22 protein-coding genes are annotated in these 24,551 nt (G+C 63.3%); 10 read left to right on the top strand and 12 right to left on the bottom strand.

The window, feature by feature from the left end; all coding sequences use genetic code 11:
• Positions 1-309 (bottom strand): EMC6-like membrane protein, encoded by a 309-nt coding sequence (locus EAO78_RS14250; protein WP_122106503.1) that lies wholly within the window; start codon positions 307-309, stop codon positions 1-3.
• A gap of 395 nt (positions 310-704) precedes the next feature.
• Here EAO78_RS14250 and EAO78_RS14255 point away from each other — a divergent pair, with 395 nt between their 5' ends.
• The gene (locus EAO78_RS14255) at positions 705-986 is read left to right on the top strand and encodes a MarR family transcriptional regulator (RefSeq protein WP_066418190.1); all 282 of its coding nucleotides are present in this window, start codon (positions 705-707) and stop codon (positions 984-986) included.
• On the opposite strand, the gene EAO78_RS14260 is transcribed toward EAO78_RS14255, so the two are convergent.
• On the bottom strand, positions 983-1,291 hold the full coding sequence (locus tag EAO78_RS14260) for a DUF7536 family protein (RefSeq protein ID WP_417446313.1): 309 nt from the start codon (positions 1,289-1,291) through the stop codon (positions 983-985). The two genes, EAO78_RS14255 and EAO78_RS14260, sit on opposite strands and share 4 nt — an antisense overlap.
• Before the next feature lie 139 nt (positions 1,292-1,430).
• Between EAO78_RS14260 and EAO78_RS14265 the strand changes: the two genes are divergently transcribed.
• Positions 1,431-2,411: a C-terminal binding protein gene (locus tag EAO78_RS14265; protein ID WP_122106504.1), complete on the top strand. Its 981-nt coding sequence runs from the start codon at positions 1,431-1,433 to the stop codon at positions 2,409-2,411.
• A gap of 10 nt (positions 2,412-2,421) precedes the next feature.
• Here the strand turns inward: EAO78_RS14265 and EAO78_RS14270 are convergent, their stop codons facing one another.
• Positions 2,422-3,306: a DUF6663 family protein gene (locus EAO78_RS14270; protein WP_122106505.1), complete on the bottom strand. Its 885-nt coding sequence runs from the start codon at positions 3,304-3,306 to the stop codon at positions 2,422-2,424.
• Positions 3,307-3,479: 173 nt separating this feature from the next.
• Between EAO78_RS14270 and EAO78_RS14275 the strand changes: the two genes are divergently transcribed.
• Positions 3,480-4,103: a methyltransferase domain-containing protein gene (locus tag EAO78_RS14275; protein ID WP_122106506.1), complete on the top strand. Its 624-nt coding sequence runs from the start codon at positions 3,480-3,482 to the stop codon at positions 4,101-4,103.
• Positions 4,104-4,161: 58 nt separating this feature from the next.
• Here the strand turns inward: EAO78_RS14275 and EAO78_RS14280 are convergent, their stop codons facing one another.
• Positions 4,162-4,707: a type IV pilin domain-containing protein gene (locus tag EAO78_RS14280; protein ID WP_343032413.1), complete on the bottom strand. Its 546-nt coding sequence runs from the start codon at positions 4,705-4,707 to the stop codon at positions 4,162-4,164.
• A gap of 102 nt (positions 4,708-4,809) precedes the next feature.
• Complete coding sequence (locus tag EAO78_RS14285; RefSeq protein ID WP_122106507.1) at positions 4,810-6,141, bottom strand: DUF7094 domain-containing protein; 1,332 nt, start codon at positions 6,139-6,141, stop codon at positions 4,810-4,812.
• A 247-nt stretch (positions 6,142-6,388) separates the two neighbouring features.
• Here EAO78_RS14285 and EAO78_RS14290 point away from each other — a divergent pair, with 247 nt between their 5' ends.
• The 4 genes from EAO78_RS14290 (at position 6,389) to EAO78_RS14305 (ending at position 10,078) form a co-directional block, all read left to right on the top strand.
• The gene (locus EAO78_RS14290; protein WP_122106508.1) at positions 6,389-7,711 is read left to right on the top strand and encodes a helix-turn-helix transcriptional regulator; all 1,323 of its coding nucleotides are present in this window, start codon (positions 6,389-6,391) and stop codon (positions 7,709-7,711) included.
• Between the two features lie 149 nt (positions 7,712-7,860).
• On the top strand, positions 7,861-8,391 hold the full coding sequence (locus EAO78_RS14295; protein ID WP_122106525.1) for a DUF5817 family protein: 531 nt from the start codon (positions 7,861-7,863) through the stop codon (positions 8,389-8,391).
• Positions 8,392-8,486: 95 nt separating this feature from the next.
• Complete coding sequence (locus EAO78_RS14300) at positions 8,487-9,506, top strand: DUF7490 domain-containing protein (RefSeq protein WP_122106509.1); 1,020 nt, start codon at positions 8,487-8,489, stop codon at positions 9,504-9,506.
• Positions 9,503-10,078, top strand: a complete 576-nt coding sequence (locus EAO78_RS14305) for a hypothetical protein (RefSeq protein WP_238987712.1) — start codon at positions 9,503-9,505, stop codon at positions 10,076-10,078. The genes EAO78_RS14300 and EAO78_RS14305 overlap by 4 nt, the downstream gene beginning before the upstream one ends.
• Positions 10,079-10,086: 8 nt before the next feature.
• Here EAO78_RS14305 and EAO78_RS14310 read toward each other — a convergent pair whose 3' ends face one another.
• Positions 10,087-10,443: a hypothetical protein gene (locus EAO78_RS14310; protein ID WP_122106510.1), complete on the bottom strand. Its 357-nt coding sequence runs from the start codon at positions 10,441-10,443 to the stop codon at positions 10,087-10,089.
• A gap of 44 nt (positions 10,444-10,487) precedes the next feature.
• Positions 10,488-11,321 (bottom strand): ubiquinol-cytochrome c reductase iron-sulfur subunit, encoded by an 834-nt coding sequence (locus EAO78_RS14315; protein WP_122106511.1) that lies wholly within the window; start codon positions 11,319-11,321, stop codon positions 10,488-10,490.
• 201 nt (positions 11,322-11,522) lie between these two features.
• On the opposite strand from EAO78_RS14315, the gene ppc reads away from it, so the two are divergent.
• On the top strand, positions 11,523-14,225 hold the full coding sequence (gene ppc, locus EAO78_RS14320; protein ID WP_122106512.1) for a phosphoenolpyruvate carboxylase: 2,703 nt from the start codon (positions 11,523-11,525) through the stop codon (positions 14,223-14,225).
• Between the two features lie 705 nt (positions 14,226-14,930).
• Here ppc and EAO78_RS14325 read toward each other — a convergent pair.
• From EAO78_RS14325 to EAO78_RS14340, 4 genes are all read right to left on the bottom strand, one after another.
• Complete coding sequence (locus tag EAO78_RS14325) at positions 14,931-15,386, bottom strand: 30S ribosomal protein S19e (protein WP_122106513.1); 456 nt, start codon at positions 15,384-15,386, stop codon at positions 14,931-14,933.
• A 103-nt stretch (positions 15,387-15,489) separates the two neighbouring features.
• A complete protein-coding gene (hmgB, locus tag EAO78_RS14330; RefSeq protein WP_122106514.1) occupies positions 15,490-16,833 on the bottom strand; it encodes a hydroxymethylglutaryl-CoA synthase in 1,344 nt (447 codons plus the stop codon).
• Between the two features lie 76 nt (positions 16,834-16,909).
• Positions 16,910-19,396: a polymer-forming cytoskeletal protein gene (locus tag EAO78_RS14335; protein WP_122106515.1), complete on the bottom strand. Its 2,487-nt coding sequence runs from the start codon at positions 19,394-19,396 to the stop codon at positions 16,910-16,912.
• Between the two features lie 522 nt (positions 19,397-19,918).
• The gene (locus tag EAO78_RS14340) at positions 19,919-20,767 is read right to left on the bottom strand and encodes a hypothetical protein (RefSeq protein WP_122106516.1); all 849 of its coding nucleotides are present in this window, start codon (positions 20,765-20,767) and stop codon (positions 19,919-19,921) included.
• Positions 20,768-21,641: 874 nt separating this feature from the next.
• Between EAO78_RS14340 and EAO78_RS14345 the strand changes: the two genes are divergently transcribed.
• Together EAO78_RS14345 and EAO78_RS14350 are read left to right on the top strand one after the other, a co-directional pair.
• Positions 21,642-22,646, top strand: a complete 1,005-nt coding sequence (locus tag EAO78_RS14345) for a Cdc6/Cdc18 family protein (protein WP_122106517.1) — start codon at positions 21,642-21,644, stop codon at positions 22,644-22,646.
• 71 nt (positions 22,647-22,717) lie between these two features.
• Positions 22,718-23,881 (top strand): CRISPR-associated protein Cas4, encoded by a 1,164-nt coding sequence (locus EAO78_RS14350; protein WP_122106518.1) that lies wholly within the window; start codon positions 22,718-22,720, stop codon positions 23,879-23,881.
• 16 nt (positions 23,882-23,897) lie between these two features.
• Here EAO78_RS14350 and EAO78_RS17740 read toward each other — a convergent pair whose 3' ends face one another.
• On the bottom strand, positions 23,898-24,308 hold the full coding sequence (locus tag EAO78_RS17740; RefSeq protein ID WP_136516514.1) for a hypothetical protein: 411 nt from the start codon (positions 24,306-24,308) through the stop codon (positions 23,898-23,900).
• Positions 24,309-24,551 lie beyond the last annotated feature (243 nt).

Here is a 24,551-nt window from a genome sequence, read left to right on the forward strand (position 1 = left end):
TCAGAAGGTCACCGCCGAGGTGAGAAGTATCGTGTAGCTGATGAACCACAGCGTGAACGTCATGAACGCCACGTAGAAGTTGTCCTTGACGCCGAAGTCGGCGATGTCGACGCCGAAGACGCTGTACACCGGATACTGGAGGAACACGAACGCGCCCAGCACGACCAGCGCCATCGTGTCGGCGGCGTCGGCGGGATCGGTCCCGACGTAGGCGGCCGACACCACGCCCGCGGCGATCCCCGCGAGACAGCAGATCGTGGTGACGACCACGCTCCGAGCGTGCCCGGAAACCCCCGATTCGTCGCTCATACGTACGGATCCGCGATCGCCCGTGAAAAACCGTTCGTTCCGCTCGCATCCCGCGTCGTTCCGCTCACGTCCAGTTCCATCCGGGCGCGTCTGGTTCCGATCCCGATCACGCGACGAGACATATCAGGTCCCAATACATTTGATCGGAACGTTCGACCGTGCGGATCGACCGCGGTTCGACCCGTCTCATCGACCCTCATCGATCCGCGTCGATCCGGTCGTGTGGCGGGTGCGCGCGAGGCTCGAACACTGACTGACTGGTCAGTCCACCGGCGGATTTGCGGCATATATGTCCGGTACTTGCCCAAAGATCCAGAAATATATGCCGGTAAGTCGGGCGAGATCGCGTGTCGGGCATCAACATTTATGCCCGTGTGCGGTTTCGATTCGTAGCGATGGCTGGAACCCAAACGGAGGGTCTCGACGACCTCCCGCCGAGCGCCAAACTCGTCTTCAAGGTGCTCGAATACAACGGACCGTTGACACAGAAAGGGATCGTTCAAGAATCGATGCTGTCGGCCCGGACCGTCCGCTACGCCCTCGAGCGGCTCGAAGGGATCGACGTCGTCGACGAGGACGTCTACTTCGCGGACGCCCGGCAGAACCTCTATAAACTCACCGAGCCCGCCCAGGAGTTCACGAGCGAGGAGCGGGATGCCTCCTGTACGGCCGACTAATCCCGTTCCTCGAGCCCGACCGATCGGGCCCCGCGAACCGCCTCGAACACGGTGAGCGCTATCGCGACCAGAAGCGCCGACGTGGCCGCGAACACGAACGCCAGGAGCGCGAACCAGACGTCGGGACCGACGACCGGGTACTCACGAACCTCCACGAGCGGACCGAGGAGTTCCAGCGTGCGCGTGAGGTATAACAGGAACGCCAACGACGCCCCGACCACGAGTCCGACGCGGACGTTCCGGTAGAACGCCAGCGATTCGAGGAGAACCAGCATCGGGGGCTTGTCCGTCGTATCGTCGCTCACGCGTCCTCGTAACGGCTACACTCGCAAAGAGCCGTCGGAACGGGACCGCCCGTTCGAGTCTCCGCCGACGACCGGTTCGCGACGCGTCGTGTTCTCCCATAGCCAACGGGACTAAGACGCCTTCGACCGATCGGGACGTATGAAGCGGGTCCTTCTCTCGGCGTTTTCGATGATCGATCCGGAGACGTACCGGGAACACCTCCGAGAGGCCGTCTCCGAGCCGGTCGGGATCGAGGTCGCACAGCTCGGGTCGACGGACCGGCTGATCGAGGCCGGAACCGGGTTCGACGCCGTCGTGGTCGACGTCGACACGCCCGTGACCGCCGAGGCTATCGGAGCGCTCGGGGACGAACTCGAGGTGATCGCCCGCGCCGCGGTCGGCGTCGACGGCGTCGACGTCGCCGCCGCGACCGACGCCGGCGTGCGGGTGACGCGGGTGCCGGAGTACTGTACCGACGAGGTGGCCACCCATTCCCTCTCGCTGCTCTTCGCCTGCCTCCGATCCGTGACGACGTACGACGACGCGGTCGCCGACGGCCGCTGGACGTGGGAGGACGGACGACCGATCCGCCGGGTGAGCGAGTCCACGATCGGCCTGCTCTCGTTCGGCCCCATCGCGAGACGGGCCGCGGAACAGCTCTCGGGATTCGGCGCGGAGCTTCTCGCACACGATCCGTTCGTCGACGGGGACCGGATGGACGAACTCGGCGTCGAGAAGGTCGCGTTCGAGGCGCTGTTCGACCGGAGCGACCACGTCGCGGTGTACGCCCCGCTGACGCCGTCGACGCGGGGACTCGTCGACGCCGACGCGCTCTCCCGGTTGTCGTCTCACTCCGTCGTAGTCAACGTCGGACGCGGTCCCGTGATCGACCGGGACGCGTTGCTGGAGGTGCTGGAGTCGGGGACGATCAAGGCCGCTGGGCTCGACGTGCTGGCCGAGGAACCGCCCGCGGACGACCCGCTCGTCGGTCACGATGACGCGGTCGTCACGCCACACGCCGCCTGGTACAGCGAGGAGGCTCGCGAGGAGTTGAACCGGAGCGCCGCCGCCGACGTCGCCGCCGTCTTCAACGACGAAGTCCCCGACGGCCGCGTCGATCCGGACGCGGACTGGCTATGAGACGGGGCGCTCAGAGGCGGTCGGTGAGGTCGAACTCGGAGGGATCCTCGTCGTCGATCGCGTCACCGTCGTTCACGTCTCCGTCGTGTTCGCTTGGCGTGTCGTCTCCGTCGTGTTCGCTCGGCGTGTCGTCGCCGTCGTGTTCGCTCGGGGTTCCGTCACCTCCGGAGTCCCCTCGATCGCGAGCGGCCGTCTCGATCCTGTCGACGCCGGACGACTCCAGTCCCGCGGCCAGCCCGTCGGCGAGCCCGTAGGTGTCCCGAACCGTGCGCGCGAGCACCCCGTCGCGCTCGAGGACGACGTAGACGGCGACGAAGTCGTGGGCGGCCGGACGGAGCACGAACACCTCGCGGGGCTCGTCGTCGTCCCGAGCGTCGTTGGCCCGATCCACGAGCGGCTCCACCGGGATCCGGGCCGCTCGGAGTTCCCCGAACGTGTCCGTTCCGGGGCCGTCGGCGAACAGGTAGAGCGCGCCGTTCGGCTCGCCGTCGGTCGATCGTGTCGTGACCGATCCCACCGCCTCCCCCTCGGCACGGATCTCCCGCCACGCGTCGACGGCCGCCTCGAACATCCCCTCGACGTCGTCGGCGAACCGAAACCGGTCCTCCCGGACGGTCGTCACCTCGGTGAACCGCGCGGTGCCGTCGTTCCACGCGAGCGTCGCGTCGACGACGGTTCCGGGATCGAGCGTTTCGACCCGATCGGCGAGGTCTCCCTCGTAGCCGGTGGCGGTCGCGTACAACGGGTCGTACGCCTCCGCCGCGTCCGGGTCGGTCGGGTCGACCGGTTCCTCCGGCAGTTCGACGAGGACGAACTCGGCGGGCCCGTCGCCGCCGTCGACGGGTCGCGGACGGCGGTCGTGGATCCGGAACCGACCGGTCGTCGTCGGGTTCATGCCGGTCGAACGGGTCGTCGTCGGATAAGGCGGTCGGAATCGGAACCGGCGGCGAAAGGAGGTCGGCGGCGGATCGGACCCGTGTCGCTATCGTCGGGTCGGATCGGACCCACGTCGCTACGGCCCGGGTCGGATCCGTGTCGTTATGGGTTCGGCTACCCAATCAGCGGGTAATGGGGATCCTCGAGGACAAGTCGAACGCCCGGCTGTTCTACAAGTACCTCTCGAAGGTGTACGACCGGGTCAACCGATTCAACTGGAACGACGAGATGCGGTCGGAGGCGCTCTCGTGGCTGGAGTTCGGCGAGGACGACCGCGTGCTCGACGTGGGTTGCGGGACTGGGTTCGGGACGGAGGGACTGCTGGAACACGCGACGGACGTCCACGGGCTCGATCAGAGCGTTCACCAGATGGAGAAGGCCTTCGAGAAGTTCGGAAGACACGACCGCGTGAGCTTCTATCGCGGCGACGCCGAGCGGCTCCCCTTCCGCGACGACGTCTTCGACGTGGTCTGGTCGTCCGGCTCGATCGAGTACTGGCCGAACCCCGTCGAGGGGCTCAAGGAGCTCCGGCGCGTCGCGAAGCCGGGCGGACAGGTGCTCGTCGTCGGTCCCGACTATCCGCACAACCGCGTCCTCCAGCGGGTCGCCGACGCGATCATGCTCTTCTACGACGCCGACGAGGCCGACCGGATGTTCGAGGCCGCGGGCTACGAGGAGTTCGAACACCACATCCAGCGCGCGACGCCGCGGAGCCCGCGGGCGATCACGACCGTCGCGCGGGTTCCCGGAGAATAGGCCGTCGTGCGATCCCTCGGCGGGTAAGGCCTCGATCTCGAGCGTCTCGAACCGTCGTTCAGCCCGGACGGGCCGTCGTTTCCAGCGTCGCGACGGGCTGTTCGCGGACGACGATCCGAAGCGTGACCCGGTCGCCGGGCTCGATCGACGGGTCGTTCGTTCCCGCGACCCGGAACGACGCGGACCCGCCGACGGCCCACTCGTCGTCGCTCGCGGCGTTGAACGCGCCGGTCGGGCCGGGTCTGAACCCGGACGCAGAGAAGAACGGGACCGGCGGCTGACGCGCCAGCGGCTCGCCGTTCACGCCGACCCGGACCGATAGCTCGTCGACGGCGATCGGATCGCCGCCGTCGTGATCGAGCGTGATCCGGTCCCCCTCGACCTCCATCGACATCACGACGGTCGGAGCCGGTTCGGCGGGGGAATCGAGCGTCGTCGCGGCCGTGACGCCGACCGCGAGGACGACCGTCATCGCGACGAGGAGCAGGCCGGCGAGCGGGGCGAGCGCGCGTGTCGAGTGCGGCGCGACCGGCGTGTCGGGTGCGTCCGGGGGCTTCGGCGCGTCCGGCTCGCACGTCGCGTGTGATGGGGTTCGGGACGGCACGGGTCGTCTGGTCCGTCATCGAATAAAAGGGATCGGGGCCCGGGACGGGCGGACGTCCTCGCGACGATCGGAATTCGTGGCGGTGGGACGCCTTCGCCGCGGTCAGCCGCCCTCGTCGGTCGCGTTCTCGTCCGCGACGTCGTCCGTCACCCGTGGCGTCTCGAGGGGAGCGATGTCGTCGATGACGGCGACCCGCGGTTCGTCAACGACGGTGATCCGATACGGCTCGGCCGGCGATAGCGTTCGAACCACGCCGTCCTCGTCGGTGCTTCCGATGGTCTCGCTCGGAGTGCCGCCGGCGCTCTTCGTCACCGTGATCCCCTCGAGCGGGTCGCCGGTGGCCGCATCGAGAACGGTGACGGTGACCGGTCCGCCGGGATACGTTCGGTTAACGGTGACGTTGAATCCGTCCTCCGCCGTCGAGACGGACTCCGCGTCGGGGAACGTCGAGAGCGCCATCCGCTGGTGTTCGAGGAACACCCGCTCGGTTCCGCCGCTGACGAACGTCCGAAGGGTTCCGAAGTCGTGATCGACGGTGATCCGCTGGACCGCTCCCGCACCGAGCGCGTTCGCCTCGCGAAGGTCGGTCGTCTCCGGATAGCTCGCGATCGTCGCGTTTATCGCGGTCTCGCTCTCGAGGTCGTCACCGCCGCGATCCCACCGGTCGCGTCGGAACGACTCCCGGACGTACTGACCGTCGACGATCGTCGCGAGGACCAGGGCGTCCCGACTCGATTGGACGTGGATCTCCGTGCCCGTCCGGTCGCCGCGGACCGTCTCGAGTGCGATCCGTCGGACGGGTCCCTCGTACACCTGGAGTTGGACCTGGAGCGTACTGACGCGGTCCGGCGTGCTGAACCCGTCCGTCTCCTCGGCGAGCTCGGAGAGCGTGTCGAGCCGCCGGTCGTACTCGCGTGCGAGTGCCGCGGTCCGGACCAGCTCGTCGAGGAGTTCGCGGTCGGTCAGTTCCCCCGAGGCGTGTGCGTTCATCGCGGCCGTCTGTCGGCTGTCGAGGCTCACCTCGTCCTGTTCCACCTCGTTTATCGCGGCGAGGATCCGCCGTTGTCGTTCGGCGTTGGTCTCGGCGGATTCGATGCGCTGTACCGCGGTCTCCGTCCGGAGGGCGGCGTCCGAGTCGCCGACCGCGAGCCCGAGGGAGGTGCCGAGGTTGACCCCCCGGCGATGGCTCCCGAGCCGCGGCTCGACGCCGGGCGGCGTCGACAACACGCGGAACGTGAGGTTCTCGCCGTGTGTGGAGGCCGATTCCGTTCCCGGATCGATCGATCCCGCGAGTGGTTCCGTGGAGGGTACAGGCTCGGAGACGGTCGACGACGAGGGGGACCGGACGTCGGCCGTCGCACCCGTGGGCCCCGTTCCCGCGGCGACCGACGAGACGAGGAGGAGGACGGCGACGAAGACCGAGAGGGCTCTCATCGTCGCTCGCTTCTCCGGCAAGGGTCAAAAACCCACCTCAACTCGGCGGCGAGGATCGCCGTCGTCGAGACGGGTCGATCGCCAGCGTTGATGCGGGTCCGTCGTCGCCGTCGAGACGAATACGTCGTCAGCGTTGACGCGGCATCTACCGCCGCAGACGTGGAGGTCGCCGCGATCCGGGGTTTCACGGTCGGAGAACTGGAGTATAGAAAGCGTTTTGCCCGGGGCCCGAGTGCCACAGAGATACATGCGGAACCCCGCGATTCGCGTTCTCCTCGTCGCGTTCCTCGCCGTTGCCCTCGTGGCCGGAACGGGACTCGCCGGCGCGGAGACCGCTCCCTCCACCCACTCGTCATCGCCGGACTCGATACGTTCGGGTTCGATAGGAACGGGCGCGTCCCCCCAGGTCGACGGGGCGGCCGCCCCGACGGGAGAGACGCGAATACGGATCGACTTAGGGTCGAACCGGGACGCACGATGGGAGGTGGTCGTGCGATACGAGTTCGCCGATCCGAACCGGACCGACTCGTTCGAGACCGTCGGGGAACGGTTCGTCGCCGGAGAGGTGGGACCGTCGCCGGAGCTGTTCGAGCGGTTCGCCGACGAGGCGAGTCGAAGCGCCGGGCGCGAGATGTCGGTGGAGAGCGTCGAACGCGAGTTCGTCGTCATCGACGACCCCGAGGCGGAGAACGGAACCGAGGACGGCGTCGACGTGGACGGAACGGACGAGGACGTCGAGTCCGGGGACGTCGCCGCGGTCGGAGAGCTACGGTTGACCTTCGTCTGGACCGACTTCCTCGCGGAGGACGGCGAGGACCTGGTGTTGGGTGACGCGCTGACGACCGCGAACAACGAGACCTGGCTCCGGTCGCTGGAGTCCGACCAGACGATCGAGGTGACCACGCCGGACGGCTACTCCGTCTCGGGGACGCCGGGGGCGAGCGTGACGCTCCGGGACAACGCCGTGGTCATCGAGGGGCCACGGGTGTTCGGCGACGACGACCGCGTGGCGGTCGTGTATTCGCCGACGTCGACGCCCCCGCCGACCGATCAGGCGCCACCGTGGACGCTGTTGGCCGGCGCGATCGTACTCGCCGCCGTCGTCATCGCCGGGGGGCTCGTCGGGTACCGACGATACGGCTCCGACGGCGAAGCGGCCCAGACCGACGGGTCGGACGGATCCGGGCCGGGGACGGAGGTCGGGAGCGCGGCGGTCGGCGCGACCGGGGGCGCCGGCGACGAACGTGACGACGATGACGACCTCGACGGAGCGGACGACGAGCCGGAGGAGGACCTCTCGCTGCTCTCCGACGAGGAGCGCGTCGAGCGGCTGCTCGACCGGAACGGCGGACGGATGCGCCAGGCGGACATCGTCGCCGAGACCGGGTGGTCGGACGCGAAGGTGTCCCAGTTGCTCTCGGCGATGGCGGGCGAGGGACGGATCGAGAAGCTCCGGCTCGGCCGGGAGAACCTGATCTCGTTGCCCGACGACGAGGCGTCCGACTCGGGCGGCACGGACCGCTCCTCGAGTGACGACGGCGGAGACGGCGGCGGCGTCGGCGGGACCTGATCCGGCGTGACGTGACGACGCTTCGACCCCGGGGGTCCGGAGATGCTTCGGCCCCGGAGGATCCGGAGATGCTTCGGCCCCGGAGGATCCGGAGATGCTTCGACTCCGGGAGCCGAGGGTTCAAACGGGGGGACGGCGAACGCGCGGACATGTACGCGGTCGTCGGCTGTAACCGGTGCGGGAACCTCTGGCTCGTGCGCGACCCGCGAGCGAGCGAGACGGCCCGCTGTTCGCGATGTGAAACGACCCACCGAACCGCGAAGCTCAAACGCCTCTTCGAGTCCGAGGACCGCGAGGCGGCCCGCGAGGCGCGCGCGGCCCTGCTCGCGAAGAAGCGGGACGAAAGCGCCGCCTTCGCGGACGTCGACCACGTCGCGGAGCTCGAACGCGCCGTCGAGGACGCGGGCGTGGACGACCGGGAGTACCTCGAGGCGTCGGGTCTCGACGCCGACGCGGTGTTCGACGCCGGCGAGCGAGCCGGAGGAAACGCCGGCTCGACGCGCTCGCGGAAGGAGGTCGTCCGGGACGCGGTAAGCGAGGCGACGGAACCGACCGAGGAGCACATCGTCGCGTACGCGACCGACCACGGCGTCCCCGCCGACGCCGCGCGCGACCTCCTGGAGAGGCTGACCCGTCGCGGGGAGCTGTCGGAGTCCCGCGGACGATATCGAACGCTCTGAGCTCGGATCGGGGCACGGCTTCGGACCCGCTCGCGGACGTCGCTGAGGCGTTTCGGTCGGACAAAGCACTTAGTCCCGGGCCCGGATCGCGGCGTATGGACACCAGAACTACCCTCCTGGCGGTCGCCGCCGCGGTCGTGCTCGCGGGCGCGGTGGGGATCGTCGCCGTTCCCGACGCCGTCGACGACCCGCGAGCGGAGACGGACCGGCCCGGACAGATCGAACTCGCGGACGTCGTCGTCGCGCCCGGCGAGATCCGCGGGGAGACGGCGACGCTCGACCTCCTCGTGGACCTCCGACACCGCGGGTCGACCGTCGAGAACGTCACGGTGCGTCACCGCGCGATCGACGCGGACTCCGGGCTCCTCGTCGACGAGACGGTCGTCGACGTCGGCGACGTCGACCGCGACGGGGAGACGACCGTGAACGGCAGCCTCGACGTGGAACGCGAGGGCGGCTACCGCCTCGAGACGGTCGTCTACGCGAACGGGGAGCGGCGAAGCGAACGCACCACGCGGATCGCCGGCGTCTCGGCGCTCACTCCGTCGTATGCGGACTCCGCGGTCGGGTTCGCCGACGGGAACGTCTGGCCGACCGTCGCCGTGAGCGTGGCCGAGACGACGGAGGAGACGGCGACGCTGTCGGTCTCCGTGTCGGTCACGAACCGCGGCGACGACGCCTCGGAGGAGATCGACCTCCGGCTGCTGCTCCGGCAGGCCGACTCCAACGTGATCGCCGACGAGGCGACCGAGACGGTCGGCTCGGTGCGTCCGGGACGCACCGATACCGTGACGACGACGCTCGAGGCCCCGGACGGGTACAACTACTACGTCGACGCCGCGCTCTTCGACGACGACGTGCTGATCGACGAGACCCAGGGCGTGGCCAACCTCGATCCGCAGGAGCGGATCACCGCGAACGAGACGGTTCGGGACGTCTCCTTCGAGATCGAGGACTTCAACCAGGACGGCGGGGACGACGCGCTCGAGGACGAACGCGGGGACGACGCGTCCGACCGGAACCGCGGGACCGACGACTCGACGCCCGGATTCGGGCCCCTCGTCGCGCTCGCCGGGCTCCTCGCCGCGGCGCTTCTCGCACGGAGGGCGTCATGAGCGACGATCCCGCCGAGCGGCCGGCGGACGCCGAGACGGACCGCGACCGAACGACCGACCCACTCAACACCGACGCCATGACCGACACCCTCGACGAAACGGAGACCGCCTCGACGACGACCGTCCAGACGACCGCTTCGCGGATCGACCCCGCTCCCGCGACGGACGGGGGAACCGCGTCGGACGATCGTACCCGGGAGGACGATCCCGAGACGTCCGAGGAGGGCGGATCGCGGCTCTCCCGGCTCTCCTCGAACGACCTCCGCGGGCTGCTCGACCGGATCGGGCTCGCCGCGTTGGTGTTGCTCGCGCTGATCGCGGGCTGGAGCTTCTACAGCCAGACGGGGCGGGCGATCCGGACGTGGCTCGATCCCGCCTACCAGCCGATCGCGCTCGCGGCGTTCAACCTCGCGGTGCTGTTCGTCGCGCTCGCCGGCGTGGCCCACCAGCTCTACCGGATCCGCGTCGGCGACGGGGAACGGGTCGAACCTCGAGATGATCCCGAGCCGTCCCGGGAAGGAGACCTCGAGCCGTCCCGAGCCGAGGAGTCACGGACGTCAGAGGACCGCTAGCGACGGGGCTACTCCTCGGGGAGGTCCTCGGTGCTGGCGGGGATCCGTTCGACCTGGCCCGCGAGGGTCGCGGCGTCGGCGGCGACGGTCGACGCGTCGACGCCGGCCTCGTCGGCGACCAGTTGGACGTGCGCCGCGAGCAACGCGAGCGCGCGCAACCCCTCGGACTCCGGATCGTCGGCGGTTCGCTGGGCGAACGTGGTGTCCACCTCGCCGTCGCGGACGACGCCGACGTGGACCGCCTCGATCCCGTCGTCGTCGAGGAGATCGCGAGCGCGCTCGAGTTCGGTCGCGAGCTCGTCGTCGTCCGGGTTGCTGTCGCCGTCGTGTCCGTCGTCGTCCGCCGACCGCTGGTCGTCACTCATGGGTACAGTTCGGACGAACGAGGGAAAAACGCCGCGCTACGCGATCAGTCCGGACGAGGACGCGCGACGAAGAGCGCCTGTTCGAGCGTGAACGGGTCGTACCCGGACTGGTGACAGACGCAGTAGGTCCCGTCGCCGACGCCGTACCGGGAGGACTCCTCGAGCTGCTTGTAGCCGGGGATACAACAGAAGTGCGTACAGACGTTGAGGTACGCCATGAACCCCTGGTCGGTCGACGCCTCGATCCACTCGTCCTCCTGGGCGGCCTCCTCGATCCGCGTCGAGCGGATCACGGTCGCGTTCAGCGTCGAGTCGGCGTCCTCGGAGCGCCACGTGACGGCCGCGGGCTTCCCGACGCCGTCCGCACCGACGCCGTTGCCCCAGGAGTCGTAGTCGCCGAAGTCGTCGACGTGGATCCGGTCGCCCGAGTCGTAGGTGTCGTCCTGCCAGTCGTACTGGCCCGTCTCCGCCCGGAAGAGGTTGTCCGACTCGAAGTTCGGCGCGACGTTCTCCTGTGACTCGACGCCGCAGTACTGGAACCACGCGCCGGAGTAGGTGCGCCCGCCGAGTTGCTCCTGGGCGACCTCGACTTCCACCCCGTTCTGCTCGACGGTCTGGACCTCGGGCCAGACCCCCTCGATGTAGCCGTCGTCGGTGACGCGGACCGGGATCTGTGGGAGGCCCCGCGGGGCCGGGCCGGTCACCTTCGCGATCGTCATCGCGGTGGTCTGTCCGCCGCCGACGCCGCCGGCCGTCGTCAGGGTGTTCACCGTCACCGACCCCGCCGCGCCGACCCCCGCGAGGGCCGCGCCCCCGACGACGCCCTTGACGAAGCGCCGCCGCCCGGACTCGGCCGGGTACTTGTCGGACATGCTCATACCGATCGGTTCGGGATGGACCGGTAAAAAGGGTGACGAACCCGCCGGTCGGTCCGGATCGATGACGGACGGTCGGCCTCACGGACGGTCAGCGTCGCGTCGATCCCCCGCGTCCGGATTCTCCTGAACGTTCACTCGCACCCGAGGCAAACGTTCGGGGATACGGCGGTTTTAACCGGAACCCGCCGAAGTGTGCGTGGTATGGAGTTGCACAATCGGAGCGTGCGGACGGACGTCCGCGAACTCGGCGCGCTGCTCGGGGACGTCCTCGCCGCACAGACCTCGACGGAGGCCTACGAGACGGTCGAGGACCTCCGGACCGCCGCGATCGAGTACCGCCGAGGCGACGCCTCGAGCCGCGATGTACTCGAGGGGACGATCGACGACCTCTCGGGAGCCCGCGAGGACGTCGTCGCGCGCGCGTTCACGACGTACTTCGAGCTGATCAACCTCGCCGAGGAGCGCGAGCGCGTCCGCGCCGTCAGGAACGCGGACGCCGACGGGTCGCTACACGACTCCCTCGAGGCGACCGTCTCGGAGCTCTCCGCGGCGGGCGTCGGGGCCGAGGAGCTCGGGGAACTGCTCTCGGACGTGCTCATCGAGCCGACGTTCACCGCCCATCCGACGGAGGCGCGGCGGGCGACGGTCAAGGCGAAGCTCCGGTCGATCGCGACCCACCTCGAGGAGCTGGACGAACGCGACATGACCGACCGCGAGCGCGACGCCGTCTGGCGCGACGTCACCGCCGAGGTGACGAGCCTCTGGGGGACGAGACAGGTGCGCCAGCGTCGCCCGGAGCCGGCCGACGAGGCCCGAAACGTCCAGTGGTACCTCGAGAACACGCTGTTCGACGTCGTCGGCGACGCCTACGAGGAGTTCGAGGAGATCATCTCGAGCGAGTACGAGGGCGTCGACTGCCCCAAACTCTTCGAGTTCCGCTCGTGGGCCGGATCCGACCGCGACGGCAACCCGTTCGTCACGCCGGAGGTGACGGCGGAGACGCTCGAACGACAGCGGGAGGTCGCCATCGAGAAGTACCGCGACCGGTGTAAGCGGCTCTCGGCCGTGTTGAGCCAGGACGGCGAGCGGTACGCGATCGAGGGACCCCTCCGCGAGTCGCTGGCGGCGGACGCCGAGCGCTTCCCGACGGTGGTCGAGGAGGCCCGCGAGCGGTACCCCGACGAGCCGTACCGCCAGAAACTGAAGCTGATGCGCGAGCGACTCGACCGCGTCGACGACGTCCGTCCCGGCGGCTACCCGGGCGGCGAGGCGTTCCTCGACGACCTCGACGTGGTCGCCGAGTCGCTGTCGGTCGACCGCAACGACGTGGTCCGGACGTCCTTCATCGACCCGCTTCGCCGCCAGGTCGACACGTTCGGGTTCGTCCTCGCGTCGCTCGACCTCCGGGACCACCGCGAGAACCACACCGAGGCGGTCGCCGAGGCGGTCGCGACGGAGGGCGTGGACTACGACGGGATGGACGAGGCGGCGCGCGCGGAGTTTCTCACCGAGGCGATCCTCCAGGACGAACCGGTCGTCGACGCCGACGCCCTCGGCGACGTCTCCGAGACGACCGACCGGGTGTTCCGTCGCTTCCGCGAGCTCGCCGACTGGCAGGCGGAGTACGGCACGCAGGCGATAGACACCTACTGCATCTCGATGACCGAGGAGCCGAGCCACGTCCTCGAGGTGCTCTTCCTGGCCGACCAGGTCGGGGTCGTTTCCCTCCCGGACCACTGCGGACTCGACGTCGTCCCGCTCTTGGAGACCGAGTCCGCGCTCAACGGGGCCGAACGGATCCTCGGGACGCTCTTCGAGAACGAGGCGTACGGAACCGCCCTCGAGACCCGCGGCGAGGTCCAGGAGGTAATGTTAGGCTACTCCGACTCCAACAAGGAGAACGGATTCCTCGCGGCCAACTGGGACCTCTACAAGAACCAGCGTCGGCTCGCGAGCTTCTGCCGCGAGGAGGACGTCACCCTCCGGCTGTTCCATGGACGGGGAGGCTCCATCTCCCGCGGCGGGGGACCGATGAACGAGGCGCTTCTCGCGCTGCCGAACGAGACGGTCACCGGCCAGGTGAAGTTCACCGAGCAGGGCGAGGCGATAGCCGAGAAGTACGCCAACCACCGGATCGCCGAGCGCGAACTCGAACAGATGCTCGACGCGCAGATCCGCGCCCGCCACGAGGCCAACGCGGAGCCGACCGAGGACGTTCCCGACGAGTGGGTCGACGCGATGGAGACGATGGCCCCGGCGGCACGAAAGGCCTACCGCGACCTGTTGGACGCCGACGGGTTCGTCTCGTACTTCGGCCAGGCGACGCCCATCTCGGTCGTCGAGGACCTCAATCTCGGCTCGCGACCAGCCTCCCGCAGCGGGGAGCGCACCGTCGAGGACCTCCGGGCGATCCCGTGGGTGTTCTCGTGGACGCAGACCCGCCTCATCCTCCCCGGCTGGTACGCGCTGGGGTCCGGGATCGACGCCTACCTCGAGGCGGTCGGCGAGGAGGAGGGCCTCGCGACGCTCCGGGAGATGTACGAGGAATGGCCGTTCTTCCGGACGACCCTCGACAACGCCGCGCTCGCGCTCGCGCGGACGGAACCGGAGATCGCCGCCGAGTACGCCGATCTGGCCGACGACGACCTCCGCGAGCGGTTCTTCCCACAACTGATCGAGGAGTACGAACGCGGACGCGAGCTCGTGCTCGCGGTCAGCGGTCGCGACGACCTCATCCGGCGCGACTGGCTCGCCGAGAGCCTCGAGCGGCGGAACCCCTACGTCGATCCGCTCAACCTGCTCCAGGCCGACCTGCTCGGGCGAAACGGGCGAACCGAGGAAGAGGAACGAACTCTCCGGCTCACCGTCAACGGGATCGCCGCCGGGATGAAGAACACCGGGTAGGATCCGCTCGGGTCGGACGCACCGGATCGCCCAGTCTTCATAATGAGACCCACCGAGAATGTCATAGGAGACTCATATACGCGTTCTTCGCTTCCCCGATTCGCTCAGCACAAACGAACGAACGAGCGATGGCCGGAGCGGTGGCGCGCCTCCGAGTGCCCGGGAGGGCACGAGGAGCCCGCGAGGGACGCGGCGAGTGAAACGAGCCGCGAGGCTGGGGAGGTGTGAGGTACGGGGCTGTGCGGTACGGGGTGGGACGCAAAGGGGCAGTCGTGAGGCGGTCGCAGGCGACGTAAGCACTGGAGGGAGTGAGCGAAGTGAACGACCGAAGCGCGCAACGAGCGTGCGACCGCCCCACGACTGGGGCTTTGGAAGTGTCCATCGCGACAGCAAGACCTCGTTCCAATCACCTCGACATACCACGAAACAACCGTCCGACAAGCACTCGTTATCGAAGATCCGAGTCATCCTCGGCAGTCCCGAAACGAACCGTCCAGAGAAGCGTTCGATGACACCCTGGTCCACCGGGAAGTCGGAACGAGACTGATCGACGTGGTACACGATTTTGATATAGCGGGATGAAATATACATCAGGATCGAGGCGTCGATCGAGACACCGGCATCACTCCGCGGAAGAGCGCCGCTATCGCCGACGAGCCGGAGGCTCACGGCGAGACGAAACGGGAAACGGAGAGAGAACCGGATTCAGGCGTAGCGTTCGAGCTCCGGTCGGTCGAGGTCCTCGAAGACCTCTCTCGCGACCTCCGAGAGGAACGCCTCGCCCTCGTCGGAGACCCGACGGCCCTCGCCGGCGGCGGTGGTGACGAGTCCCTCCTCCTCGAGCGACTGGAGCGACGCACGAATGAGCTTGCGGGAGCCGCCCTCGTGCTCGCCGGGACGGACGACGTAGCGGTTCGAACCGCGCTTCTTCGAGCCGTACTCGGTGGCGAGCCGCTCGATGCCGATCGGCTCGTTCTGTGCGACCTTGCGGAGGAGGCTCGCCGAGCGGACGTACCAGAAGTCGTCCTGTTCGGGCGGAAGCTCCCTGCCCGCGCCGGTCTTCGTGAACTCCACCCAGTCGGGCTCGTCGATCCGCTCCTCGAGTCGCGCCGCGACGGCCTCGATGAGGGCGTCCGCCGGCACGTCGTAGATGGTTACCATTAGGGGAGAATTCAGCCGGAGGTCGTTTAAACCCATCGTATTCGAGAGCCGTCGTGTGAGCCGTTTTCACGGAGAACGACGGGATCGACGGCCCGCCGGGGCGCTACTCGACGTACTCGTATTTCCGTTCGTTCATCCGGCCCCAGCCGGTGAAGACGAACTCGCCTTCGGGAGCGGTGAACTCCTCGATCTCGCGGTCGAGGTCCTTGTCGTACTCGTGGATGTCGTGGACGTCCTCGTACTCCTCCCACGTGAGGTCGTACCGGCTCTCGAGCTGCTCGTCGATGTCGAGCGCGTCGATCTCCGAGCGCCATCCCGCACGGACCGTCTCTGCGTGGATCTCCGCCTGCGCCCCGGAGCCGTAGGAGGCGACGAGCAGCGTCTCCCCCACGAAGTCCCGGTCGCGCTCGAACGCGTCGCGCAGGGCGCTCACGCGGGCGACGTGGACCGAGGAGGTGTACCAGTTGCCGACCTCGCGGGAGAGCCCGAGCGTCGGCTCGACGGCGTCGTCGTACCACGTCCGGTACTGCTCCGTCGTCTTCAGCTCGTCCATGTACTCGCGGATCGCCGCCTCGTAGGCCTCGCGGTCGTCGTACTCGTGCTCACGCGGCTGACGGCCGATCTCGCCCGCGAGGTCGTCCTCGTACTCCGTGTCGCGGATCACGTGGCGGTACGCGAGCAGGGCCGCCTTCCGGACCATCCCCGGGAACGGCGTGTGGAACGGGGCGTACGCGAAGTCGTCGAGCTCGATCTTGCCCGCGACCGACTCGTAGTCCTCGAGCGCCTCGCGCATCCGCGAGAGGTACACCTGCATCGAGCGCTTGCCGTCGACGCTCGGGAACTGCTGGTTCGGCTTCAGGAAGTCCGTCTCGTCCTTCGATCCGTACCCCTGGTCGTTCGAGAGTTCGACGAGGCTCGGCTCCTCGTCGATGAGCATCGCGACCGCGCCCGCGCCCTGGGTCGCCTCGCCGGGGTCGCCGCGGGCGTACAGCGCGGTGTCGGTCGCGACCACGATCGCCGCCCGCCCGCGGTTCCGCCCCGCGCGGATCCAGTTGTAGGCGTCGTCGACGGCCTGCGTGCCGGCGACGCAGGCGAACTTGCGCTCCCCCTTGTTGGCGTGGACGAAGTCCCCGTCGTACACCTTCTCCAGACAGCCCGCGATGTACGTCGAGACGGGCTTCGAGTGGTCGAACGCCGACTCCGTGGCGACGTCTATCCGCCCGATGTCGTCGGGTTCGAGACCCTTGCGGTCCATCAGGCGCTTGGCCGCATTCGCGCCCATAGTGACGATGTCCTCGTAGACGTCCGGGAACGAGGAGTTCGTGAGCCCGAGCCCCTTCGTGTACTTCTCCGGGTCGTCGCCCTTCTGCGGGGCGAAGGTGTTCGGTAAGTCGAGTTTGAGCTTGCCGGATCGGATCTCGATGGCGTCGATCCCCACTGCGGTCATGGCTGGACGTTCAGAGAGTGGCCATATGTGTGTGTCGATGCGGATTACGTCGATCGTGGAATCCTAGTTGGAAGAATCATGCTTCGGTCACTTCTCCAGTGATCGTCGCGCTCTCTGTAATACTGACTTGTCCGTTAGGTGCGTCCACGTCACCATCGATGAATGAATTTGCACCGATAGACACGTCGCCATTGTCTGTGCTAATATCGGCATTCACTGTGACGTTTTCGCCGATCCCGATATTTCCGTTATTGGACGAAATTTCATCATTGACTGTCGCACCGTCCATGATCGTGATGTTCTGATTTGAGGCAGTGATCTCTCCATTGATTGTTGTGTTCTTTCCGACGACAATATCCCCGTTATTGCTTGTAAGATCTCCATCTATGGTGTTATCATCGCCTATAATCACATCTCCGTTGGCAGTGATGTCATCCTCTATCGTAACGTCATCGCCCGTCGATACAGCGTTATTGTTACTCGTGATTTCTCCTTCGATAGTGCTCCCATCAGCTATGGAAATATCTCCGTTGGCGTCGATATCCCCCTGAATATTGGTGTTTTGTCCAATTTCGATAATGCCGTTCTGACTTTCGACATCCCCCTCGATAGTTACTCCGTCAGAGATGACGACATCTCCATTGTTTGAGACATCGTCAGAGCTATCCTGAGTAGCAATTTCCGTCCCCCCACTCCGGATCTGGAACGAGTCAGAGTCAATACCACCGTTATCGTCAGAGTAGCTGATCGTGAATCTTTCGCCAGACGGACCAGTAACGTCGATTCCACTTGCTTGAATTGTTACAATACCATCCCCACCACCACGTTTCGTGAAAGTAATCGTGTTCGTAGTCGAGTCATAACTTATTGCGTCGTTGTTGTTCGTCTGTTCGATCAGTTCGAAATTCGCGTTTGTGTAATCGACACCTCCGTTCTGCGGATCAGAGAGGTCTATTGTCGCCGCATCGTTGTTCCCAAGATCTCCGGCGTCAAATGTGAAGGATTGGGTGTTACCATCTTGAGCGACATCAGTTACGGTAAAGTTCACTGTGGAGGATACGGCCCCCCCGACTACTGTGATCGTCGCCTCTCCCTCTTCCTCTGGAGAAGTCCACCGGCCGCTCGCGTCTTGTCCTCGAACGGTCACATTGTACTCTCCAGGTTCCCAATCCATATCGATCGTCTCGCTGAAGGGATACACTCTCGTCGTGTCGTCCGGATCGTAATCATAAGATGTTCGCTCATAGGATCCGTTCTCACTCTCGGCCACAACATCGACTCTCTGGATCGGTGTTCCACTCCGAATCGTGGTTTCATTACCGACACTGTCGATAGTTGCGCTCAGATCCAACTGTCCCCCTTGGATTACCGATGAGGGTGAAGCACTGACACCGTATACTCTCGGACCGGATACGTTTCCTGCTCCATCGGATATAGGCAGTAAAGTAACCTCGACGCGTTCGTACCTCTCACCGTCGGATCCGTCAGCACTGACCTCATTGATCGTGAACACAGTGCCATTCTGAGAGTAGACTCGTCCCTCCGAGTTCGTCCGGAGCGTTTCTGAGGATGTCGAGTCAGTTCTAGTATAAACGTTGACTTCAGCGTCCGCGACCGGATTGTTGTATTTGTCTCGTACTTCGACGCCAACACTTTGCCCAGAAATCACGTTCTGTCCCCCAACCGGGACGATGTAGGCCGGATCCGTCTCTCCACTGCCATCGACCGAGATTTCCGAGAGCCCAAGCCGATACGTCTCGCTTTCGTTGAGCGTGATCTCGACCCGGTCGCCGTTGGCCATGACGTTCTTCGCTGCCGGAACGTCCAGTCGATCGACGAGATCACTGGCGTTGCTGACGGCCGTCGGCAACACGATCACGATATTTCCACCGTCACCCTGGATCGGGATCGACCTCGACCCGCGTGAGATCGTCTCCGAATCGACGCTTTTCGATTCGATTCCGTTTTCCGAGATATTCCCCGAGACGGCCGTTAGCGACACCCGATCGCTGCGAACGACGGTCTGATCCGAGCGCGGGAGCGCCCTGTCTCCGAACTCCGCGGCGACGAGCGAGTTCTCGTACACTAATCGGGGGGCTCCTCGATATTCGTTGTAATCGGGCGTGTATCGGATCGAACGTGTGACGAACACGGGACCGTCCGGTCCCTGTTCAGTCCCGTTGTTCCAGAAGTGGTGGACGTTCTCGTGTGCGCCGTCACTCACGTTTACTTGTGCGTTTCTGATCTCGAATTGCTGTTCTCCGGTAGTCTCTAACGTCCCCGACGCCGCCGGTGGGTTCAGGAAGAACGTCCGCTGTGGATACCGCGTCCCGAGCTGTATCGACGTCGACCTCGCCGACCCGGTCGTTCCGGCGCTCAACACGTCGTTCCGTAGATCCAGGAAGTCCCTCTCGACCTGCTGGCTGTGTTCGAACTCGATCTCCTCGTTCTCCGTGGGGACGAACTGGACCTGATACGTCGCCATCGCGAGGATCAGGAAGCCGAAGAGGATCACCGTCCCCACCACGACCGACTGGCCCCGACGGTCGTGACTGAAACTCATTGCCCGTGCTGGGTCGCGAACGCATATAAATTCCCGCGGCCGCGTCTCACGTGCGATAACGCGTGGCGCGTTCGATATCTGTGGGCGCGATCCCGCCCGAGCGACCGTGCGACGACGATGAGCATGTCACCTTCAGAGACCTCGGAAGACACATCGTAAAGTCAATACCACGATATCAAATCGTTCGCAGCGGGTCAACCACAAGTTCGGAAGGTAGCTCAGTACAAACCGATAGTTGGTTGACACCAATGTGCCGATAAAACGGAGGAAGACGCACCCGTCCGCTAAACTCTCTAAATTAATTCATATACGCGGCTACCCAGTTTCCGACTTCCTACGCCATCAACGCTCAAACGTAAGTACGATGTAGTAATGCGATCCCGTCGATGGTGGACACAGTTTCGGAACTCATCATTGGTGTATCATTCACAATCTCGACCGGTCCTCTTAACGGGCAATACAAGGAATCACAGATCGCTCAGTACAGGCAAACAATTATCGACTCTAAGCAGATCAGGAGTACTAATCGGAAGAAGTCTCAACGCCATATTCATATCCAAGTTTCTCACGTAGCTGATGGAACGCATCTAATATCTTTTCTCCGTCTTCACCAGGAGGAATCTCAACTTGTGCTGGCGGAGTAGCACTCTCCGAACCCAGAACTCGCCAAACCGTTCGACGAAGTAACGACTCCTCAGACACCGGCTTCCAATCAAGCCGTAGGAGATTCTCAGAAAACAGTGCAGTCACCTGCCGTAGCCGTTCCAAATCATATGACGATCTCTCCTGTCTATCAGAGCGATACAGAGAATTCCATTTCAAATCATACGTGGTACCATCAGTTGTCCAAGAGACAAGCTCACCAAACGGAACGACAGCCGACCCTCGCACTTGCGCAAATGTGTCGTTCAATCTCTCAATTACTTCCTCATGTCCCCTCGCATTGATTTCTCGAATATGTGTCTCATGCGGTACTGAGCGATATAGCCACGATTGGTCGGCTAGAACTGCAAATTCAACGAAGTAGAACAGACGGTCCGTCCACGCATCAGTATCACCTCTTGGGACTTCGAGTAATGACTCAACCAACGCCCGGTCCTCGGGGAGCGACGCTCGAAACTCATGATCCGAACCGACAAAGATACATTCCGAGTCAGGAATCTGTACTAGCTCCCGTTGTACCGTCTCAAATTGACCGTGTTTTGGATCAAGGCCTAGGTGGACAACGGTTCCGTAGTCCATCAAAACACTAATGGCCCGGTTCTCGACTGTCACACCGCCGAGCTCATCCCAGTCTTTCACACCGGATAGACTCCGAGAGACGAGTCTATGTGTCGGTTCTGCAGCATCAAACTTCTCTGTGAACTCCATTGTTGTTACGTACTCTCAGATTTGTTGAAATCCTCAGCAGAGATATATTCAGCTTCGGTTACAGTCAATACAACTCTTATATGTAGATGATAAGCGAGATACAAATTACGACAGCAGCTATCCGGGTACCACCTGCTAAGCGTTTCTTATTTTTCGGGAGTAGCTCTGCAAGACCCAACAAAGTAAATGGAACTCCGATACTGACTGCCGGGTTAATTCCCCCACCGAATCGAATTTGATTGTAAATTACATATAAAAGCGCAAATGACGCAACTGCAAGGAAGATCAGTCCACTCTTCCGACCTTCTGGTTCTCGGAAAACGAAACTCACTATCTTATGTTCTCTCGCACAATTTAAAAAGATTAGCTCTATTGAAATCTCAGCAGATAATAGTTTCATAGCCTCGATCGCTCAGTACAGAAGGTTAGTGGGCCACGGTACTACGCTCCCAACCTACCATTTTCATATGTTCTATATGTTCGACGCAGCACAGCGAATATTGCGAGTATAAATACGGCACCTAGTATGAATCCGAATTGACCTGCGTAGGGGATGTCAAATGCTACAAATCGCGTCCCGACGATTTGCCCTGAACGAATCATTATCATACTCAAACCTACGATTAGGATAGCTTGCAGAATGAAATCAGAGACCGTTGATCTGTTCACCATACTGTAATTTAGTTCCGAGATGGTAAGTATCTTTTTTGTAACTGAACGGTCCGTGAGTATCCTGTACTGACCGATCCGACTAGCTGTTTTCCGGAGAGCTTCTTTGGGAGATACGCGCCCTACATCTATTGAACTATTTTGGAAGATTTGGAAACAGCACCCTTCCATTTATGACCCTACCAAGCCGTGTCGACGTACCATCATGATAACAGACGCCCGGGTGCTCCAACAGGAGTTCATCCCACGGGAAGTCCAACACCGAGATGCGGAGGTGAACTACCTATCAAGCATCCTCGAACCCGTCACCGAAGGGGAACCCACGGAACCAACGCTGCTACACGGGCCATCAGGAGCGGGGAAAACCTGCATCGCGCAGTACATCGTCGAAGAACTCCGCGGCTCCGTCGTTGAGCTGAACACGCAATACGTGAACTGCTGGGAAGACTACACGCGCTTCAAAACCCTGTACCAGTTACTCGACGGGATCGGGCAAACATACGATGTTCACCGGCAATCGACACCCCGTGACCTTCTCCTCGACCGGCTCCGTGACTATGACGGCCCGCCGTACGTCATCATCCTTGACGAGGTAGATCAACTCCAAGACAAGGAACTCTTGTACGACCTCCACCGAATCCCGAAACTCACGCTGATTCTCATTGCGAACCGCGAAGAAGACCTGTTCAAACCTCTCGGCGCTCGCCTACAAAGCCGTCTCCAAAACTCGAATCGTATCCACTTCGGTCAGTACGGGCACACCGAGTTACAAGCAATTCTCCGTGACCGGGGACGGTGGGGGCTCGAACCAGACGCAATCGAATCAGCAGAACTCGCGCAAATCGCCGAGCACGCAGTTGGTGACGCACGAGTCGCCATTGGTATCCTTCGGAAAGCCGCGCGAACCGCTAGTAATAACGGCGATAACCAGATCCGGTCCGGCATGATTTCCGACGTGGTTTCGGAAGCGAAATTGGAAATCGAACGGAACACCATTAGTCGCCTCAAACCCGACCAGCGAGTGCTCTATAACATCATCAGTGAGTGTGAGGAGATCAAACCGCCAGCACTGTACGAACAGTACAAAGACCGTGTTGAAGACCCGAAAACCGAGCGAACCGTTCGGAACTACTTGGCGAAGTTAGAGCATTATAATCTCATCGTGGCTGACGGGAACACGAAAGCTCGAACTTACCGCGCACGGTCGTAACCCGGTGTGAATCGTGTTTCGGAAACACCACGCCCGTCCCTATTGTCACTCAGGCTGTCTCTGTTCTCGCAATGAGCGAGAACGGCCAGACAGACGCGTCACGCGATATCCGATTGTCATCGACTGTTGACCGCCTCCCGCAGAACACCCGGCTGAAACACCTCGTGGACGCCGTTACGAACGACTCATTCAACGACTGGTACGACGAGCGGCTGTTCACGGAGAACATCTTGGAAGGCCGCCCGTATTTCAACGGCGCATCACCGATCCCCGCCACCGAGAAGCACTCTCCGAGTAAGTTACTACAGTGTCATCGGAAAGTCCGGTACTACGGGCAGAACGCACCACAGGAGGGTGACTCGCCGCAAGGCCTCTTTTGGATTGGCAGCGAATTCGAGGAGGAGATCATCGTTCCGTACTTGCAGGAGGCGGTGACGACAGATTCGACGTACGTTCGGAATTCGCTGTGGATTGATACGCGCGTACCGACGAGTGGCGGTGATGAAGTCCGGGTGAAAGGCGTGACTGACCCGGCGATCGTGGACAGCGACGGTGACCCCATCCTGGTGACGGAAATCAAGACGACATCGTCGTTAGAGTACCTTGACGGGCCGAAACCGCATCATAAGGCGCAGCTACACGCGTACATGCACGCGTTGAACTCCGAGTTTGACCGGTCGATTCAGGACGGGTTGCTGGTGTACGGGAGTCGAGATACGCTCGACGTGCGGGCATTCCATATCCCGTTCGATGACCGGTTCTGGCGGGAGAATGTCGTGGAGTGGATGGCGCAGCAAACCCAGTTCCGAGACAACGGTGAGTTACCACCAGCGGATCCTATGTTCGACTGGGAGTGCGGGACGTGCCCGTTCCGGCGGCGCTGCGGAGAGCATGATGGGAAATACCGAGATGAAGGGTTCACTGGGTTACTGCCCGGTGTGACTTCGTATCGGAAACAACAGTTGGCCGAATACTTCGATGCGTACCCGGACGCGAAGCTAACGCCCACACTCGCAGAGCAACACCCGGATTTGGCCACTGAACACGGCGTGTACGACTGGGAATGCGCCACGTGTGGGAGTACGTTCCCACATAACCGAATTGACGGCAGTGAGGATGCTTCACCACCACTTTGTGAAGACTGCGCTTCGAATGGGGAGTTATCTGATCTTACTGTTCCAAGGCCAGAAGAACAAGTTGTGGGTACTGAGTCGAGAAGGGCGAGTGAACGCTAAGTTAGCACTTCACAATCTATGTGTCTGGGCTGTCCATTTCCCGGACCCTTTCAAAGGTCACGTTTTCAGGTTCATCTTCTAGAGAAGTCTCGATCTCCCCTCGAATCCATTCTATACACTGAATCGTAGTCTCATGCATTGATTGTGCGGATTCCTTATCTGGGATGTAGTCTTCATGAACGACCTTATTTCGTTCATCACGGACAATATCTTCCCACTCAGCATATAGATTGGATGCTCGAAAATCAACACCTGCATGGTGTTTGAAGCAATTAACGAGAATATTTTTCAGTGACGTAAACTCATCGTCATTCTTCATGATCAGCTCTTTCGCGTCTTCTTCTGTTTCTCCTTGATGGACGACCGTCTTCACGAAAGCGTTCTTCACCCACCTTTCTAGAAGGATGTAGGATAGGAGAATACTCACTGCGAATTCACCCTGATCGATTTTCTCAAGGATATCCAAGTGTAATGTTTGATAGATATTGGGTGGGTCTTCAGATTCAAGACGACGTTGAATTGTCTGAAGATCTTCCTCACCATACCCACCAATAACAGTACCTCCACGAGTAACGGCGGTGTTCAGATAAGGATTGAAAGGTGAGGCGGTGCGTTTTCAAAGTGATTTATGCCCAAAAACGCCCGCCTCGGCGGCTGTTTAGACGAGATC

The sequence above is a fragment of the Halobellus captivus genome, from assembly GCF_003697845.1.
GTDB classification, from domain to species: domain Archaea; phylum Halobacteriota; class Halobacteria; order Halobacteriales; family Haloferacaceae; genus Halorubrum; species Halorubrum glutamatedens.

Bases quoted from the DNA above. Each gene is read 5' to 3' on its own strand.
- EAO78_RS14300 (WP_122106509.1), top strand. From the start codon at position 8,487: ATGGACACCAGAACTACCCTCCTGGCGGTCGCCGCCGCGGTCGTGCTC.
- EAO78_RS14255 (WP_066418190.1), top strand. From the start codon at position 705: ATGGCTGGAACCCAAACGGAGGGTCTCGACGACCTCCCGCCGAGCGCC.
- EAO78_RS14305 (WP_238987712.1), top strand. From the start codon at position 9,503: ATGAGCGACGATCCCGCCGAGCGGCCGGCGGACGCCGAGACGGACCGC.
- EAO78_RS14345 (WP_122106517.1), top strand. From the start codon at position 21,642: ATGATAACAGACGCCCGGGTGCTCCAACAGGAGTTCATCCCACGGGAA.
- EAO78_RS14310 (WP_122106510.1), bottom strand. From the start codon at position 10,443: ATGAGTGACGACCAGCGGTCGGCGGACGACGACGGACACGACGGCGAC.
- EAO78_RS14265 (WP_122106504.1), top strand. From the start codon at position 1,431: ATGAAGCGGGTCCTTCTCTCGGCGTTTTCGATGATCGATCCGGAGACG.
- EAO78_RS14250 (WP_122106503.1), bottom strand. From the start codon at position 309: ATGAGCGACGAATCGGGGGTTTCCGGGCACGCTCGGAGCGTGGTCGTC.
- EAO78_RS14275 (WP_122106506.1), top strand. From the start codon at position 3,480: ATGGGGATCCTCGAGGACAAGTCGAACGCCCGGCTGTTCTACAAGTAC.
- EAO78_RS14295 (WP_122106525.1), top strand. From the start codon at position 7,861: ATGTACGCGGTCGTCGGCTGTAACCGGTGCGGGAACCTCTGGCTCGTG.
- EAO78_RS14285 (WP_122106507.1), bottom strand. From the start codon at position 6,141: ATGAGAGCCCTCTCGGTCTTCGTCGCCGTCCTCCTCCTCGTCTCGTCG.
- EAO78_RS14350 (WP_122106518.1), top strand. From the start codon at position 22,718: ATGAGCGAGAACGGCCAGACAGACGCGTCACGCGATATCCGATTGTCA.
- EAO78_RS14340 (WP_122106516.1), bottom strand. From the start codon at position 20,767: ATGGAGTTCACAGAGAAGTTTGATGCTGCAGAACCGACACATAGACTC.
- ppc (WP_122106512.1), top strand. From the start codon at position 11,523: ATGGAGTTGCACAATCGGAGCGTGCGGACGGACGTCCGCGAACTCGGC.
- EAO78_RS14270 (WP_122106505.1), bottom strand. From the start codon at position 3,306: ATGAACCCGACGACGACCGGTCGGTTCCGGATCCACGACCGCCGTCCG.
- EAO78_RS14335 (WP_122106515.1), bottom strand. From the start codon at position 19,396: ATGAGTTTCAGTCACGACCGTCGGGGCCAGTCGGTCGTGGTGGGGACG.
- hmgB (WP_122106514.1), bottom strand. From the start codon at position 16,833: ATGACCGCAGTGGGGATCGACGCCATCGAGATCCGATCCGGCAAGCTC.
- EAO78_RS14290 (WP_122106508.1), top strand. From the start codon at position 6,389: ATGCGGAACCCCGCGATTCGCGTTCTCCTCGTCGCGTTCCTCGCCGTT.
- EAO78_RS14315 (WP_122106511.1), bottom strand. From the start codon at position 11,321: ATGAGCATGTCCGACAAGTACCCGGCCGAGTCCGGGCGGCGGCGCTTC.
- EAO78_RS14325 (WP_122106513.1), bottom strand. From the start codon at position 15,386: ATGGTAACCATCTACGACGTGCCGGCGGACGCCCTCATCGAGGCCGTC.